Source organism: Pseudomonas sp. I8001 (assembly GCF_013385345.1).
Lineage (GTDB): Bacteria > Pseudomonadota > Gammaproteobacteria > Pseudomonadales > Pseudomonadaceae > Aquipseudomonas.
In genome coordinates this window covers 1-16,523 of the sequence record NZ_JACAQC010000039.1, presented here as the reverse complement: position 1 = coordinate 16,523, position 16,523 = coordinate 1, and the positions used below count along the sequence as shown (strand labels likewise).

Here is a 16,523-nt window from a genome sequence, read left to right as displayed (position 1 = left end):
TGACACCCGGCCTTTTCAGGCAGTCGTACTATTCCCCGGTGCCGGCAAACCCCGCTACGATCTCGTCGATCACCACCCGCACCCGGGCGGTGTGCCGCAGGTCGGCATGGGTCACCAGCCACACATCGTAGGGCAACGGCCGCGTACGGTCCGGCCACAGCCGCACCAGGCCGTCGCGTTCGCCGGAAACTATCGGAACCTCACCGATACCGATCCCTGCGGCGATGGAGCGGCGTACCAACAGGCTTGAACTCAAGGCCGCAACAATACGTCCGCGTCCCAGCGGCTCGCTGACCAGGGTCAGGTCCTTCTGGCTTTGCAGGTGCGGCTGATACACCACCAGGTCGTGTCCTTCGAACAGGCTGCCCGGTTCGGGTGCGCCGTGCCGATCGATATACGCCTGCGAGGCAAACAGCCCCACCGGCCAGCGGGCGATGCGCCGGGCGATCAGGTCGGGGTTGTCCGGGCGGGTATTGCGCACCGCGATATCGGCTTCGCGTTTGGCCAGGTTAAGCAACTGGGTCGAAGCGTCCATCTGCACGCGCACGTCAGGGTGCGCATCGTGCAGCCGGGCAATGGCCGGGATCAGGAAGTCGATGGCCAGGGAATCGGTGGTGGTCACCCGTACGGTGCCGGTCAGGCGGTCGTCCAGGCCCAGGACCTGACGCTCCAGGTCAAGGGCCGAGCGCTCCATGTTCTCCACCGATTGCAACGCGGCTTCACCCACGGCGGTCAGCGCATAGCCTTCGGAGGTGCGCAGGAACAATGTTGCGTTCAGGGACTTTTCCAGGGCATTGACCCGTCGCCCCACGGTGGCCTGATCCACCCCCAGCACCCGCGCGGCTCCGCGTAATGTGGACTCGCGGCACACCGCGAGGAACACCCGCGCATCGTCCCAATTCATGGCTTTCCCCTTCGATGCATTTTTGCATCATCGTGACGTGTAATCGCAGCATTATTGCATCACTCATCACAGCTATGCTGGGCACCAGAGAAAATACCCAGGATCGCCAGCAGGCTGAACCGCTCGGTGACGGGCGCGGTCCCAACCCACACGTTCATTGCTACAGGTGCGCTCAAATGAATCTGCCCCACGAAATGACCCTGATCGAAATCACCAGCCCCGGCGGCCCCGAAGTCCTGCAGCCACGCCAGGAGCCGGTACCTGTCGCCGGCCCCGGCGAAGTGCTGATCCGCGTGCACGCCGCCGGCGTCAATCGCCCGGACGCCCTGCAACGCGCCGGCACATATCCGATGAAACCCGGCATGAGCCCGATTCCCGGGCTGGAAGTGGCCGGTGTGGTGGTCGCGCTGGGCGAAGGCGTCAGCGAGTACGCGCTGGGCGACAAGGTGTGCGCCCTGACCAATGGCGGCGGTTATGCGCAGTACTGCGCAGTGCCCGCCAGCCAGACCTTGCTGGTTCCCGATGGCCTGGACTGGATTCAGGCGGCAGCGATCCCGGAAACCTTCTTCACCGTATGGGCGAACCTGTTCGGCATCGGCGGTGCGCATAAAGGCCAGCGCGTGTTGATCCATGGCGGCACCAGCGGCATCGGCACCACCGCGCTGATGCTCTGCCGCGAGTTCGGTATCGAAGCGTTCGCCACCGCCGGCAGCGTGGAAAAATGCGCCGCCATCCGCGAGCTGGGAGCCGAGCCGATCAACTACCGGGAACAGAATTTCGCCGAGGTCATCGCTGACAAGACCGCGGGCAAGGGTGTCAATGTGGTCCTCGACATCATGGGTGGCTCCTACCTGAACGACAACATCAGCGCCCTGGCCATGGAAGGTCGCCTGGTGATGCTGGGCTTCCTCGGCGGCGCACGCGCCAAGGACATCGACCTGCTGGCGATCCTCGGCAAACGCGCGATCGTTACCGGCTCGTTGTTGCGCTCACGCACCCGGGAAGAAAAAGCCGCGATTGCCGCACAACTGCGCGAACACGTATGGCCGGTGCTGTCGGCCGGGCGTTGCCTGCCGATGATCGATGAGGTGTATGCCTATACCGACGCCGCGAAGGCCCATGCGCGCATGGAAGGTGGCGACCATATCGGCAAGATTGTGTTGCGGGTGGATTGATAAACATGCGGAAAAACGGTTTATAACGTCATCAGAACAAAACACTGCGGTTAATGGAGGCTTCATGAAACTGGTCGGCATGCTGGACTCGCCCTACGTGCGCCGCGTGGCCATTTCCCTGGAACTGTACGGCGTCGCGTTCGAACACCAGGCACTGTCGGTGTTCAGCACCTTCGATGAGTTTTCCGGGATCAACCCGGTAGTCAAGGCACCGACGCTGGTGCTCGACGACGGCACGGTGCTGATGGATTCCGGCTTGATCCTCGAGTACCTGGAAGCCCTGGCGCCGGCCGGCAGCCGATTGTTGCCCCCGTCAGCCCCAGCGCTTGCCAGGGATCTGCAAGTGATCGGCCTGGCGCTGGCAGCGTGCGAAAAGACCGTGCAGATCGTCTACGAACATCACCTGCGGCCCGCCGAAAAACTGCATCAGCCGTGGATAGACCGCGTGACCGGACAACTGCTGGCGGCCTATGCATTATTGGAGGCGCGGGTGGCCGAGCGCGACAGCGACGCGCCGCTGACCCAGGCGAGCCTGACGGTGGCGGTCGCCTGGTCCTTCACCCAGCTGAAGATAGCCGACGTCGTGAAGGCCGATGCGTTTCCCCACTCGCAACGCCACGCGGCCCTCGCCGAGCAGCACCCGGCATTCGGCAAATACCCGATCGAGTAGCCCGTGCCTACCCGGCATACACCGGGTAATCGGTGAAGCCCACCTCGGTGCCGCCATACAGGCCGTCCGCGTTCAACGGGTTCAGCGGCCAACCGTTGAGCAGGCGTTGGGGCAAGTCGGGATTGGCAATGTACGGCCGGCCAAACGCGATCAGGTCTGCCAGCCCCGCCTCTACCAGCCGCACGCCGCGCTCTGCGGTGTAGCGGCCGGCGTAGATGATCCGACCGCTGAAGGTGTCACGCACCGCCTGGCGGAACGACTCGGGCAACTCGGGGGCATTGTCCCAGTCGGCCTCGGCAATCGACACGTAGGCGATGCCGGCCGCCTCAAGCACCTTGATCGCCTCGATGTAGGTGTGATGCGGGTCTTCCTCGACGAGGCCGATGTAGACCCGGTCCTGGTCAGTGCCACTGAACAACGGCGCAAAGCGCACACCCAGGCGTTGCGGGCCGACTACTTCGGCCACCGCCTCGACGATTTCCCGCAGGAACCGCAGGCGATTGTGCAGTGAGCCACCGTATTCATCGTCGCGCTGGTTGGAATGCGCCGAGATGAACTGGTTGACCAGGTAGCCGTTGGCCGAATGAATTTCCACGCCATCGAAGCCGGCGGCCAATGCATTTTTTGCAGCCTGGGCGTAAAGCCCCACCAACTCCTTGACCTCGGCGGTAGCCAGGGCGCGCGGCTCGGGTGGCTGCACCAACTTACCAGTGCCGGGCCCGGTTGCAACGAATGCCTTGGCTTGCTGCGGCTGGATCGCCGACGGCGCGACGGGTGCTGCGCCGTCGGGCTGCAGTTCGTGATGGGACACGCGACCCACATGCCAAAGCTGGGCGAAGATCACGCCGCCTTCGGCATGCACGGCATCGGTCACGGTACGCCAGCCGTCAATCTGCTCCGGTGTGTAGATGCCCGGGGTCCAGGCATAGCCCTGGCCGCGAGGCTCGATCTGCGTGCCCTCGCTGACCATGAAGCCGGCGGTGGCGCGCTGGCGGTAATAAAGCGCCATCAAGTCCGTGGCGATATCACCGGGCTGGGCACTTCGCTGGCGGGTAAGCGGCGGCAGGACGATGCGGTTTTTCAGGGTGTGGTGCCCCAGTGTGATCGGGGTACCTAAAGCGCTGTTGCTCATGGGGGAAAGTTCCGGATTCAAATTTCAGACAAGCAGAAGCTGCCGGCTCCCGCTCAGGGGAGCCGCCAACAACGTACTTTTGGGGGGGATTCAGCGGGTTACGCGGTCAGCTTCAACAGCGCTTTGGCAACGTCACTGGAACTGGCAGGATTCTGCCCGGTGACCAGCAGGCCATCTTCAATCACAAAGGACTGCCAATCGGCACCCTTCTCATACGTGCCGCCCAGCGCCTTGAAATCATCCTCAATCAGGAAAGGCACCACGTCGGTCAGCCCAACCGCCGCTTCTTCGGAGTTGGAGAAGCCGGTGACGCGCCGGCCCTTGACCAGCGGCTCGCCGTTGACCGCCTTGACGTGACGCAAGGCGCCCGGGGCGTGGCACACAAAGCCAATCGGCTTGCCCGCACGCTCGAAGGCTTCGATCAGGTCGATGGAGGTTTTCGACTCTGCCAGGTCCCACAGCGGGCCGTGGCCGCCTGGGTAGAACACGGTGTCGAAGTCGCCGGCGTTGACCGACTCCAGCTTCACGGTGGTGGCCAGGGCCTGTTGCGCCGCCGGGTCGCTGGCGAAGCGGCGGGTCTGGTCGGTTTGCGAATCCGGCAGGTCGCTGACCGGGTCCAGGGGCGGCTGCCCACCGGCCGGCGAAGCCAGGGTCACGTCGGCCCCGGCGTCCTTGAACGCGTAGTAGGGAGCAGCAAATTCTTCGAGCCAGAACCCGGTCTTGCGGCCGGTGTTGCCAAGCTGGTCGTGAGAAGTCAAAACCATCAATACTTTCATGTGCCAGTGCCTCGGGGTGATGTGGGTTGGAATGGAATCAAGCTTAGGAGCCGGGCCAAAACCGCACAATGTCATGTCCGCAAGGATTCCGGACATTGCGCCAAGGCGGTTGCCGTTTCCCTGGCACACGCCGACAATCAACGCTCCGCGCCCCCTGGAGAGATGAGATGCACAGCATTGCGCTGATGGTGTACCCGAACTTTCAATCCTTGAGCCTCAGCCTGGGCTCGGTGTTCGAGTGCGCGAATCTGCTGCGTGGCGAGCAGGCGTATGAATTTCACCTGGTGTCGGAAAGTGGCGGCCCGATCATGACGTCCCAGGGCTTCTCGGTGAACAGCACGCCGATCCGGCCCGAGGGCTATGACACATTGATCGTCAGCGGTTACCTGGAGTTCCAACTGCCTGACGCCAGCCTGCCGAGGCTGGTCCAGGCGGCGTCCAAACAGTCGCGGCGGATTGCTTCGTTGTGCATGGGCATCTTCGTGCTGGCCGAGGCGGGATTGCTCGAAGGCAAGCGCGCCACCACCCACTGGCTGCACGCACCGGCCTTTGCCAAGCGCTACCCGCAGATTCGCCTGGAGGAAGACAAGCTGTTCGTGGTCGACGGCCAGATCTGGACCGGTGCCGGCATGAGCGCCGGGGTGGACCTGGCGCTGGCGATGGTGGAGAACGACCTGGGCAGCGACCTCGCCCGCCGCATCGCGCGCAAGCTGGTGATTGCCCAGCGCCGTGGCAGCGAACAGTCGCAGCTATCGGCGTTGCTGGAACTCGACCCCAAGTCCGACCGTGTGCAGTTGGCCCTGGCCTACGCCCGGGAGAACCTGACCCACGACCTTTCGGTCGAGGCCCTGGCGGCCGTGGCGCGGCTCAGCCCACGCCAGTTCAGCCGGGTGTTTCGCGAGGAGACCGGGCAAACCCCGGCCAAGGCCATCGAATCCCTGCGGGTGGAAGCCGCCCGGGCAATGATGGAAACCAGTCGGCATCCGGTGGAAGTGGTCGCCCGCGAGACCGGGTTCGGTGATCGCGAGCGCATGCGCCAGGCGTTCCTGCGGGCGTTCGGCCAGCCGCCACAGGCGATGCAGGCGGCATTGTTCAGTGCAGGGGCTGGCGCCGCTTTCAGTTGATGGTTCAGTGCAACGCTGCGCGCGTCACCAGGAAGCTCAGCAGGTTTGGCTCATCGTCCAGCTCGATGGCCTGCACCGGACGCGGCAGGTTATCCAACACCGTGCGCCAGAACGCCTGGCTCACTTCATCCTGATCATAGAAACGCACCAGCCAGTTCGCCTCGCCGCTGCTCAACACCTGAGTGGCGATGGCGCGGCCAATGCCCTTGCGGCGGTAGCGTTTGAGAATGAACAGGTCCGCCAGTTCCAGCGCATCGATCCCCGGCAACTCGCTGCCTTCGATCAGCAGGAAGCCGGCGATGAAGCCGTCGACCAGCAGCAGGTTGGCACTCCACTGCGGGTCTTCCCAGTAGCGGGCCAGGTGCTCCTCATGGATGTAGAAGCGACCGTCCACCTCGACATCTTCCTGTTCCCAGTCCGAGGACTCGTAGGCGTAGAACTGGTAAAGGTTGGCGATCAACGTGGCGTGTTCCGGGCCGGTCTCGATCAGTTCGACGGTGGTATCGGGGATTGCAGGCATGGGCATCTCGGCAAAAAAACAGGCTGCCATTGTCAACAAAGCCACCTGCAATGCCAATACACCGGCCAAGCTTTCTGCTTGCTGAACCGATCGCGCTTTTCTCGTGTCAACGACAAAATCGTTACAAAGTTAGACTAAACTCCGCGTCACTTCCCTCCCCTTGCTTTCAGGATAAGTACTTTGACAAACGTCTGCACCAGCGGCCTCGATGTCGGCTTTGCGTCCCTGGATTACCTGCAAATAGGCATCCTGGGCATCATTCAGGGCATCACCGAATTGTTGCCCGTGTCTTCCACCGCCCACATGCGCATCGTGCCCGCCCTGCTCGGCTGGCCGGATCCCGGCTCGGCGTTTTCCGCAGCCATGCAGTTGGCCGCCCTGGCAGCAGTGGTCAGTTACTTCTGGAAGGATGTACGCCAGGTCACGGTCGGCAGCATCACTGCGATGCGCCAGGGTGACTACAACAACCAGTGGTTCAAGCTGGCGGTGGCCATTGTGCTGGCGACGATTCCGATCGGGATTGCCGGGATAGCCTTGTCGTCGACCCTCAACTCCTGCAACTCGCCGCTGCGCGGGCTGATGGTGATCGGGATTTCCTGCCTGGTGATGGCGGTGCTGCTGGCGGCGGCTGAACTCAGCGCGAGGCATAAGCGCACGGTGGGCGAAATGCGCCTGCGGGATGCGCTGATTGTCGGCATTGCGCAGATCGGCGCGCTGATTCCAGGGGTTTCCCGCTCGGGTTCGACCCTGACCGCCGCACTGTTCCTCAACTTCAAGCGTGAAGAAGCGGCGCGGTTTTCGTTCCTGCTGGGCTTGCCGGCGATCGCCCTCGCGGGGCTGAAAGAGCTGTGGGTATTGTTCCACGCCGACCTGCCCGCCCACGCCTGGCCGCACCTGATCTTCGGGCTGGTGGTCGCCAGTGTGTCGGCGTTCTTCGCGATCTGGGGCCTGATGAAGTTCCTGGAGCGATTCTCCACCTGGCCGTTCGTGATCTACCGCGCGGTGCTCGGGGTATTCCTGATTGTGGCGGTGAGCACCGGGTTGTTGGCCTAAGGCGCGCGGTCGGCCAGTTCTTCGAGCAAATCCGCAGACGGTATGAAGAACAGGCCGCCGGTGACCGCCGTGCTGAAGTCCAGCAGGCGGTCATAGTTGCCGACCGGTCGGCCGACAAACATGTTCTCCAGCATCAACTCCAAAGGCTCTGGCGAGCGCGCGTAGCCGATAAAGTACGTCCCGAATTCCCCCGCGCCCGGCCGGCCAAAGGGCATGTTGTCCCGCAGGATCTTCACTTCCTCGCCGTCCTTGGTGATGGTGGTCAATGCACTGTGGGAATTGCTCGGTTTGGTCGCATCGTCGAGCTCGATGTCCGACAACTTGGTGCGCCCGATCACCCGCTCCTGCGCCTCCACCGACAATTCATTCCAGGCCTGCATGTTGTGCAGGTACTTCTGCACCATTACATAGCTGCCGCCGCTGAACGCCGGATCCTCATCACCGACGATGGTGAAACCCACCGCCTTGCGCCCGACCGGGTTCTCGGTGCCGTCGACAAAACCGATGATGCTGCGCATGTCGAAATAGCGGAAACCCTGGACCTCGTCCACCACCGTCACCGCATCCCCCAGCGCCGCCATCAACTGGGTGGCCAATTCGAAACACAGGTCCATCTGCTCGGCACGAATGTGCAGCAGGATATCCCCCGGCGTGGCCGGCGCCAGGCGCCCGGCCACGCCCACTTCCTTGAACGGATGCAACGCTGCTGGCCGCGGCCCCCCGAACAGCGCATCCCACGCCTTGGAGCCAAACCCTGCGACACACGTCAGGTTGCCCGCCGGTACACGCTTGCCGACCGAGCGCACCAGGCCGGCGATATCGGCGCACCAGCTGCGCACCGCCTCAGCCGAGTCACTGCCAGGCGCCAGGGTCGCGACCATGAAAATGGCGCTGCTGGTGATCGGGCTGCAGACGGATTGGGGTTCAAGGTTTTGATCGGATGGCGATGTCATTGAGAGGTCCACGGGTGGCGGTCGAGATTCAACGAGCGCAGATTAGCAGACACTGAGTTAAAGTGCGGCTGCCTGGAGTTGCGCCGCCTGATACAACGCGTCAGCAGTTTCTTGAATATCTTCACACTGCCACAACTTGCCCAACCACTCGGACGGAATGCCCTGCACGCCGTAATACGCGCCCGCCAACTGACCCACGATCGCTGCGGTAGTGTCGGCGTCATCCCCCAGGTTTGCGGCAGCCAACACAGCCTCGGCAAAGCTGTTGGTGTGATGAAAACACCATAGCGCCGCTTCAAGCGAAGCCACTGCGTAGCCAGAACCCACGATGTCACTGCGCGCCTTGTCGAGGTAGTGCCCATCAGCAATGTCCGCAACTTTGGATTCGCTCAACTCCAGGTAGCCGACCTGCAATACCTGCGGTTTCGAATCCCCCCGCAGCGCATTCGCAATACACTCAGCCAGCACGAGGCAACATTCAATCGCCTCCATCGCGCCATGGGTCGTGCGGGAACTGTCGACGGTAAACTCACGCAGGCGCTCGGCATCCGGAAAATAGAACAGCACCACCGGCGCCAGGCGCATCATCGACCCGTTACCCGCTGAGTAAGGATCGGTGGAGCCCGCGAACGGGTCACCGGTGTACTGATACTCCGCCAATGCCTCACGAACCGTCGTGCCAATATCGAAACATTCACCCGTCGAGCTAAGGTAGCCCCACTTCCACCAGTTCAGATAACGGCCCATCTGATCGGCAGCGTCAAAACCATTCTTGCGCAGCAGGCTTTCGGCCAGACAAAGCGCCATGGACGTGTCATCCGTCCACTGGCCCGGTAACAGTTGAAAGGGCCCACCACCAACCATATCGATGACAGGGGCAAACGACCCACGGCGCATGAACTCAACAGTAGTCCCTACTGCATCACCGCACGCCAGGCCAAGCAGGCTGCCGCGGTAACGCTCTGAAAGCATCATCAATCTCACTCCTTTGCACAATTAACACCCTGACAGGAGAACCATACCGTAGCTTTCCGTTCAATGGGTTGCTGTGCATTTCTATGGGAGATTTCCCACTCAGGCACTCCCCTACCCCTGCCTCCCGATGGTAGTGTGTGAAATTGTTTCTGACCTTTCGATCAGACATTTCTCACTCACTCCCTGCAAAGGAATGCCCCCAGCAATGGATTTTTCCCTCAAGCAACTGGCCGTAGCCACCCTGATGGCCGCCAGCCTTTCGGTGTTCACCACCCAAGCTCAAGCCAACCTCACCCCACAACAGAACGCCGTCATCCTGAAGACCTTCAGCGATGCCTCGGTCAAGGATTTCCGGCAGTTCCTCGCCAGCCTGGCCAAGAATGACGTGGCCAAGAGCGACAACCTCGGCCCGGCCATCAGTGCCTTTCTCGACAATAAGGACCTGAGCGCCGACCAGCAGAATGAAATCCATCGCCTGCTGGGCCTGTATGCGCGGGTGAAGTACGGTGCGGCCGCCACTGAAACCCTGCGTGAGCTGGTGGAGATCCCGACCTTCCAGGTCGCCGGCGTGGCCCAGCACGACAATCCCGAGTTCATCAAGATCGCCGCCAAGATCAAGAGCCTGGCCGAGTCGTTCAACCTGAACTTCCGCAACATCGACAACCGCGTCTACGAGATTTCCCTGGAAGGCAGCGGCGATGAAGTGGTCGGCATCCACGCTCACGCGGACGTGGTACCGGTAACCCCGGAAAACTGGGTACTCAAGGACGGCACCAAGCTCGACCCATTCAAGGTCACGCTGATCGGCGACCGGATGTATGGTCGCGGCACCGAGGATGACAAGAACGGCATCGTGGTGGCGATGTACGCGATGAAGGTGATCAAGGAAGAGAAGCTGCCGCTGGCGCGCAATTTCAAGCTGCTGGTGGACACCACCGAGGAAACCTCCGGCGACGCGATCCCGTACTACTTTGAGCACAACCCAACGCCCAACTACAACCTGGCGCTGGACGGCGGCTACCCGGTGGTGATCGCCGAGAAAGGCTACGGCACGGTCATGGCCAAGTTCCCCAAGCGCAAGGCTGAAGGCAAAGGCGCAGAAATCATCTCGATGACCGGCGGCAAGGCCACCAACCAGATTCCGTCGGCGTCGGTGGTGACATTGCTCAGCGACAAGCCTTCCGAACTGGCCGCCAGCCTGCAAAAGGCCGGCAGCGAGTACGCCAAGCGCAATGGCGGCGACTTTGAAGTGGCGGCCAAGGTCGTCGGCAAGGACGTTCAGTTGACCGTCACTGGCGTGTCCGCCCACTCCTCCGAACCGGAATCCGGGGTGAACCCGGTAGCCAGGGTCCTCGACTTCCTCAACAGCCTCGACGGCAAGGTCGCGCTCAAGAACAACCAGTTCACCGACGCCGCGCACTACGCCGCCAACAACTGGGGCCTGGATTACCTGGGCGCCAAGCTGGGCGTGGGCTTCTCCGATGCGTTCATGGGCCCGCTGACCACCTCGCTGACCTATGTGGGCGAAGATGACACTACCTTCAAGCTGGCGGTCAACCTGCGGGTGCCAAAGGGCAAGTCACCGGAAGCGCTCAAGGCCGAAATCGCCGACAAGCTCAGCGCCTGGACCAAGAAAAACCACGTGGCTGTGACCTTCGATTACTCGATCGCCGAGCCGATGTACCGCAACCCTGAGGGCGAGTGGGTCAAGGCGCTGTTGGCGGTGGCCAGCGAGAACCTGGGCATGGAGCACAAGTACGGCACGTCTGCCGGCGCTACCTCGGTGCATGAGCTGCCCAACGGCGTGCAATTCGGCCTGGCACGGCCGGAGGTCAAGTACACCGGCCATACCGACAACGAGTTCAAGACCGTCGACCAGTTCCTGGTGGACCTGCAGATCGTCACCGAAATGATGGGCCGCATCGGGCAACTGCCAAAGCTCTGACCTGCCCTTCGGACCCGCCTTCCTGGCGGGTCCACTAAGTGATACGCCAGCCTTTGGACGCCCGCCGCTGCGCGAGGAACCGGGCATAGCGCCCTTGTCTTGCGGTCAATTGCTCAGGCGTGCCCTGCTCCACGATCCGGCCTTCATCGAGCACCACGATCTGGTCGGCCATCACCACCGTCGACAGCTGATGCGCGATCACGATCAGCGTGCATGTGCCGCGCAAGCGTGCCAGGGTTTCGGCGATGACCGCCTGGTTCTCGGCGTCCAGTGCTGCCGTGGCTTCGTCCACCAGCAGGATCGGCGCGCCCTTGATCAACGCACGGGCGATCGCGACACGCTGACGCTCGCCACCGGACAGGCGTGCCCCGCCCTCACCCACCGTGGTCGACAGGCCCATGGGCAGGCGCTCGATAATCTCTTGCACGCCAGCCTGCCGCGCGGCCTCCAGTACTTGTGCGTCGCTGGCGTCGGGTTTGCCGAGGCGAATGTTGTCGGCGACGCTGCCCTGGAACAGGTACGTGTCCTGGAAGATCTGGCTGATCTGCGCGTTGAGCTGCTCACCGGACATCTGTCGCACATCCACGCCTGCGATGCACACCTGGCCCTGGCTGACCTCGAAAAACCGTGCGACCAACCGCAACAGCGTGGTCTTGCCCGAACCGGAAGCCCCCACCAGCGCGGTCATGCTGCCGGGCTCGATACGCAGGCTCACCCCGCGCAGCACGTCCCGCGAACCGGCCGCGTGGCGAAAGCTCACATCGAACAGTTCCACCGAGGCATCCCGGGGAGATTGCGGCGCGCTCGGCGCCTTCAGGGGCGACGCGGCCAATATCTCGCGCACCGCCTCAAGCTGCACCCCGGCGCCGCGCAACGTTTCGCCATAGCCGGCCACCTCCAGCAACGGGTCAATGAAGCGGCTGACCAGCAACAGCGACACCATCACCGCAATCACCGAGCCCACGTGCAAGGCATTTCCCAGGTAAGCGTCAAGCCAGAGCGCGGCGGCGATCAACAAGGCCGCGAACACCACCTGCACCAGCCACATGTTCAGCAGAATCGAGGTGGCGGACAGCAGGATCAGGCGCGCCCCGGTCGCGTGCTGCTGCTCGATCGCCCGTTGCAGGAACACCGAGCTGCCGCCGCCACTGAAGGCACGCAACACCGACTGCGACTGGGCGAACTCCAGCATGCGCTGGCTGGTGTCGGCCGAGCTGCGCTGGAACGCCCGGTCGGCGCGCCGCCCAAGGCGGGCGCTGAGCCAGAACGCGCCGCCGAGAATCGGCAACGCCAGCAAGGCGATCAGGCCCATTTTCCAGTGCAGCACAAACAACGCCAGTACCAGCACCAATGGCGTCACCACGCCGCTGAGCACCGGAGTAAATACATGGGCCGGCAGCTGAGCCACGGCCATCATGCCCTGGGTCACCACCTGGTTGAGCCGCGCCGTGTTATCAGGCGTGAACCAACCGACAGGCAGTTCGGCCACATGGTCGCCGATGCGCTGGCGCCCGCCTTGCAGCACCGCCACACCCACCGCGACGCCAGCCTTTTCAACCTCGCGTCGCGTGGCCCAACACGTCGCCACCGCCGCCAGGAACACCACCAGCCACAACGCCGCTTCGGCCAGATCACCGTTGAGCATGTCGGTGAGTACCGGCACCAGGGCGGCGAGGGTCAGCCCGCACAGCGCACCGTAGAACATCACTTTCCCGACATAGCGACGGAAGACCGGCCCGTCATCGCCCAACAGTTCGATAAAGGTTTTCAGCATGTCGGCAGCGCCTGTTCGCGGGTCTGTTTGTAACCGCCCGACGCCCACAGGCGCGCATAACGGCCCTCTTGCGCGATCAGTCGAGGATGGGTGCCCTGTTCAACAATACGGCCGTTTTCCAGCACGATGATGTGGTCGGCGTGCATCACGGTATCGAGGCGATGGGCAATCACCACCAGCGTTCGCCCTTGGGCAAAGCGCGACAGCGCCTCCTGGATTGCCACCTCGTTTGCGGCATCGGCGGCGGCCGTGGGTTCATCCAGCACCAGCACCGGCGGCGCCAGCAATACTGCGCGGGCGATGCTGATACGCTGCTGCTCGCCACCGGACAACTGCGCGTCCTCGCCAATCACCGAGGCATAGCCCCGTGGCAAGCCGATGATGCACTCATGAATATTCGCGGCCCGTGCGGCCGCCTCGATTTCCTTGCGGCTGGCGCTGGGCCGGCCGAGGGCGATGTTTTCGGCAACGCTGGCGTGGACCAGGCGCACCTCTTGCAGCACAAAGCCGATCAGGTTGTAGAGCTGCGAGGTCTCGATCTGCCGCAGGTCAACGCCGCCCAGGGTGATACGCCCCTCGGTCGGGTCAAAAAACCGCAGCAGCAGGCGCGCCAGGGTCGACTTGCCCGAACCCGAGGCGCCGACGATGGCGGTTACGGTGCCAGGCTTGAGGGTAAAGCTGATGTTCGACAGTACCGGGTGCTGCGGGTCGTAGGCGTACCCGAGGTTTTCGACGCGTACTTCGGCGTCCTTGGGCAAGCGTTCGCACCCCGGCTCCACCTGCGCCAGCACCGGCGTCGCCAGCAGTGCCTGCACGCGCTGGGCCGCGCCGGTGGCGTTGTCCAGATCATGCATGATGTAACTCAGCAGCATCAGTGGCGCGCAAATGCCTGGTGCGACAATGGCGAACGGCAGCACCTCCACCGCGCTGATCCAGCCCAGGCTGACAAACACCAGGCCAAACGTCAGCACCATGGCGAGCACCGTCACCGGGGCGATCATCGCGTTGGCATTGGCCATCGTCCCCACCAGTGGCCGGGTGAACTCAACGAAGGCTTCGCTGAACTCATCTACCGCCTTGCGGTAACTGGCGTGGGCCTTGCCGGTGGCACCGAAGGCCTTGACCACCGGAATGCCGTTGACGAACTCGACCACCGCGTTATTGACCCGGGTCATGCGCTCGACAAAGGACTGCATGTGGCTGCCGCTGGCTTTCATCGCCCGGGTAAAAAACAGCAAAAACCCCGGAAACGGCAACAGCGAGACCAGCGCCATGCGCCAGTCCACCATGAACAGATAAGCCGCCGACAGCAGCACGGCCCCGGCACAACGGCCCACGGTGGTGTAGAAATGCGCAGTCAGGCTGTGCAGGGTGCCGATGTCATCCTGCATCGCCTGCTTGACCTCGCCCGACGCCCGCTCGGTGAACCAGCCCAGCGGCACCTGGCTCAGGCGCTGGGCGATGGCCAGGCGCAAGATGTGGTTGTCGGCCAGGTGCGCGACCGTCTCCGCAACTGTCATCAACAGCAGGCCCGCGAACAGGCTCGCCAGGCTGAGGCTGATGGTCAACCAGACCTCGCCCGATGCCTGGGCCATCGACGGCGCGCCGAGGGCGACCCTGGCGATATGCACAATGCCCCCCAGCGGCACCAGCGTCAGCATACTGCCCACACCGGCCAGCAGTGCCGCAGCGATCAGTCGCCCGCGCACCGGCCGCAACACTTGCGAGACCGCGCCGCGCCCCCTGGGTTTGGCCGCAGCCACATCCTTGTTACTCATGAAGTCTCCCTGACTGAATGAGCCTTTGCTCGCCCTTACCTTATCTTCCGAACGAGCGGCCAAAACCCTCAATCGAAACCTCAAGGAATTTTCAGGCAGGGGCGCGGACCGTCACCCAATAGCGGGTGCGCCGCACCACCTGGATCGGCAACGCGGCGGCCAGGTTGTCCAGCGCCAGGTCGGTATTGTCCAGGTGCAATACACCGCTGACCCGCAGCATCGCCACCTCAGGCGCACAGCGCAGTACACCGCGGCGGTAGCGTCCCAGCTCGGCGATCAGTTCGTCGAGCCGGGTGCCATCGGCCACCAACAGGCCCTTGACCCAGGCGATGCTGCGGTCAGTCACCGCCGCAGTCGGCTGTACGGTGTCCCTGGAAACCGTGGCGCCTTGACCTGCCTCCACCCGCGCACCTGCGCCATGGTCGGGCTGTACCTGCACGGTGCCCTCAAGCACGGCCAACTGGCAGTTGCCGTCGTCGCATTGGCGCAGGCTGAAGCGCGTGCCCAGGGCATGAAACACGCCCTGGCGACTCTGCACCCGAAACGGCCGGGGTGACGGCGCGGTCGTGATGAAGACCTCGCCGGCCCGCAGCAGCACCAGGCGCTGGTCGTCATCGAACTGCACGTCAATTGCTGAAGCCGGGCCCAATACCAGGCGGGTACCGTCGGGCAATACCACTTCGCGAACTTCGCCGGTGCGGGTGCTATGGCCGGCACTCGCCAGTTGCCAGGCGTCGGTGTGGCGCACGCCGTAGGTGAGGCCACCGGCTGCGACCAACAGGCCCAGCAGGCGCAGGGTGCTCCGGCGGTCGGGGGAGTCGGGAGCGTCGGGTTCGGCCAGGCTGTGCCTGGCCACCGGCGCGGGGATGCTGTGGAGTTTTTGCTCGAAGCCCAGCAGGCGCGTCCAGGCCAGTTCGTGATGGGGGTGTTCGGCGCGCCAGTGCAGGCAGTTGGCGTGGTCTTCGGCGCTGGCGTCATCGGCCCACAGGCGGGCCATCCAGGCGGCGGCGCGCTCGATGATATCCGGGGAGATTGGCTGCTCGGTCGACATTGCGAGGGTCAGCCGTACAGGGTCTGGTAGCAGGCCAGCAGGCCCGCGGCGATGTACTTTTCCACCGAGGAGACGGAGACCTGGAGCTTGGCGGCGATCTCGCGGTAGCTCAGGCCATCGAGCTTGCACAGCAACAGGGCCTGGCGCGCCTTGGGTGGCAGGCTGTGCAGGGCGGCGTCGATTTGGATCAGGGCCTCGATGGCCAGGGCGCGGGTTTCTTCATCGGGGGCGCAGGGTTCGGGCAACAGGGCCAGGGCTTGCAGGTAAGCGGATTCGATCTGGCGGCGGCGGTAGAGGTCGATGACCAGGCCGTTGGCGATCTGGGTCAGGTGTCGCCGGGATTCGCCGGTGGGCGGGAGTTGGCCCTTGCGCATGAGTTGCAGGTAGACGTCGTGGGCCAGGTCGGCGGCGTCTAATGCGTTGCCCAGCTTGCGGCGCAACAGGGTACGTAGCCAGGCGTTGTGGTCGACGTATAGATTTTCAACCTGGCGTTGAAAGGCGAACTGTCCGATGTTCACAAACCTCTCCTTTTACCCAATGGGCCCGGGGGTACTGGGGCGATTGGGCTGGTAATGATTTGCAAGACTATCGGCTCTGGGCTGCGGGTGCAATGCGGGGGGCTAGCGGGGGGGGGATGGCGGGGTTATGGGTACATATCCGTTGCTGCGGTCACGGCTGCTATTGGTTCCGCTC

Annotated in this window: 15 protein-coding genes; 5 read left to right on the top strand and 10 right to left on the bottom strand. The window is 63.5% G+C overall.

The features are described from left to right. Positions 1-28 precede the first annotated feature (28 nt). Positions 29-904 carry a LysR family transcriptional regulator gene (locus HX839_RS24695; protein WP_008431428.1) on the bottom strand — a complete coding sequence of 292 codons (876 nt, stop codon included), beginning with the start codon at positions 902-904 and terminating at the stop codon, positions 29-31. Positions 905-1,080: 176 nt separating this feature from the next. Between HX839_RS24695 and HX839_RS24690 the strand changes: the two genes are divergently transcribed. Further along, complete coding sequence (locus tag HX839_RS24690; protein WP_102368730.1) at positions 1,081-2,079, top strand: NAD(P)H-quinone oxidoreductase; 999 nt, start codon at positions 1,081-1,083, stop codon at positions 2,077-2,079. 64 nt (positions 2,080-2,143) lie between these two features. Then, positions 2,144-2,749 (top strand): glutathione S-transferase, encoded by a 606-nt coding sequence (locus HX839_RS24685; protein ID WP_177067838.1) that lies wholly within the window; start codon positions 2,144-2,146, stop codon positions 2,747-2,749. A 7-nt stretch (positions 2,750-2,756) separates the two neighbouring features. Here HX839_RS24685 and HX839_RS24680 read toward each other — a convergent pair whose 3' ends face one another. Together HX839_RS24680 and HX839_RS24675 are read right to left on the bottom strand one after the other, a co-directional pair. Next, positions 2,757-3,881 (bottom strand): alkene reductase, encoded by a 1,125-nt coding sequence (locus HX839_RS24680; RefSeq protein WP_102368728.1) that lies wholly within the window; start codon positions 3,879-3,881, stop codon positions 2,757-2,759. A gap of 98 nt (positions 3,882-3,979) precedes the next feature. Beyond that, a complete protein-coding gene (locus HX839_RS24675; protein WP_177067837.1) occupies positions 3,980-4,657 on the bottom strand; it encodes a type 1 glutamine amidotransferase domain-containing protein in 678 nt (225 codons plus the stop codon). Between the two features lie 167 nt (positions 4,658-4,824). Between HX839_RS24675 and HX839_RS24670 the strand changes: the two genes are divergently transcribed. After that, entirely contained in the window at positions 4,825-5,781 is a 957-nt protein-coding gene (locus HX839_RS24670) for a GlxA family transcriptional regulator (protein ID WP_003220105.1), read from the top strand. A gap of 4 nt (positions 5,782-5,785) precedes the next feature. Here the strand turns inward: HX839_RS24670 and HX839_RS24665 are convergent, their stop codons facing one another. Then, positions 5,786-6,292, bottom strand: a complete 507-nt coding sequence (locus HX839_RS24665) for a GNAT family N-acetyltransferase (protein ID WP_032898758.1) — start codon at positions 6,290-6,292, stop codon at positions 5,786-5,788. 189 nt (positions 6,293-6,481) lie between these two features. Between HX839_RS24665 and HX839_RS24660 the strand changes: the two genes are divergently transcribed. Then, positions 6,482-7,354: an undecaprenyl-diphosphate phosphatase gene (locus HX839_RS24660; RefSeq protein WP_177023365.1), complete on the top strand. Its 873-nt coding sequence runs from the start codon at positions 6,482-6,484 to the stop codon at positions 7,352-7,354. Here HX839_RS24660 and HX839_RS24655 read toward each other — a convergent pair. Together HX839_RS24655 and HX839_RS24650 are read right to left on the bottom strand one after the other, a co-directional pair. After that, positions 7,351-8,307, bottom strand: coding sequence for a Dyp-type peroxidase (locus HX839_RS24655; protein WP_003220100.1), 957 nt, complete (start codon positions 8,305-8,307; stop codon positions 7,351-7,353). The two genes, HX839_RS24660 and HX839_RS24655, sit on opposite strands and share 4 nt — an antisense overlap. 57 nt (positions 8,308-8,364) lie before the next feature. Then, positions 8,365-9,282, bottom strand: a complete 918-nt coding sequence (locus HX839_RS24650; RefSeq protein WP_177010062.1) for an ADP-ribosylglycohydrolase family protein — start codon at positions 9,280-9,282, stop codon at positions 8,365-8,367. A gap of 205 nt (positions 9,283-9,487) precedes the next feature. Here HX839_RS24650 and HX839_RS24645 point away from each other — a divergent pair, with 205 nt between their 5' ends. Then, the gene (locus tag HX839_RS24645; RefSeq protein WP_177067836.1) at positions 9,488-11,227 is read left to right on the top strand and encodes a dipeptidase; all 1,740 of its coding nucleotides are present in this window, start codon (positions 9,488-9,490) and stop codon (positions 11,225-11,227) included. A gap of 34 nt (positions 11,228-11,261) precedes the next feature. Here HX839_RS24645 and HX839_RS24640 read toward each other — a convergent pair whose 3' ends face one another. From HX839_RS24640 to HX839_RS24625, 4 genes are all read right to left on the bottom strand, one after another. After that, a complete protein-coding gene (locus tag HX839_RS24640; protein WP_177067835.1) occupies positions 11,262-13,001 on the bottom strand; it encodes an ABC transporter ATP-binding protein in 1,740 nt (579 codons plus the stop codon). Continuing rightward, positions 12,995-14,779 (bottom strand): ABC transporter ATP-binding protein, encoded by a 1,785-nt coding sequence (locus tag HX839_RS24635; protein ID WP_177067834.1) that lies wholly within the window; start codon positions 14,777-14,779, stop codon positions 12,995-12,997. The genes HX839_RS24640 and HX839_RS24635 overlap by 7 nt, the downstream gene beginning before the upstream one ends. Before the next feature lie 91 nt (positions 14,780-14,870). Beyond that, positions 14,871-15,830 carry a FecR domain-containing protein gene (locus tag HX839_RS24630; protein ID WP_177029376.1) on the bottom strand — a complete coding sequence of 320 codons (960 nt, stop codon included), beginning with the start codon at positions 15,828-15,830 and terminating at the stop codon, positions 14,871-14,873. Positions 15,831-15,838: 8 nt separating this feature from the next. Further along, positions 15,839-16,348, bottom strand: coding sequence for a sigma-70 family RNA polymerase sigma factor (locus HX839_RS24625; RefSeq protein WP_177067833.1), 510 nt, complete (start codon positions 16,346-16,348; stop codon positions 15,839-15,841). Positions 16,349-16,523 lie beyond the last annotated feature (175 nt).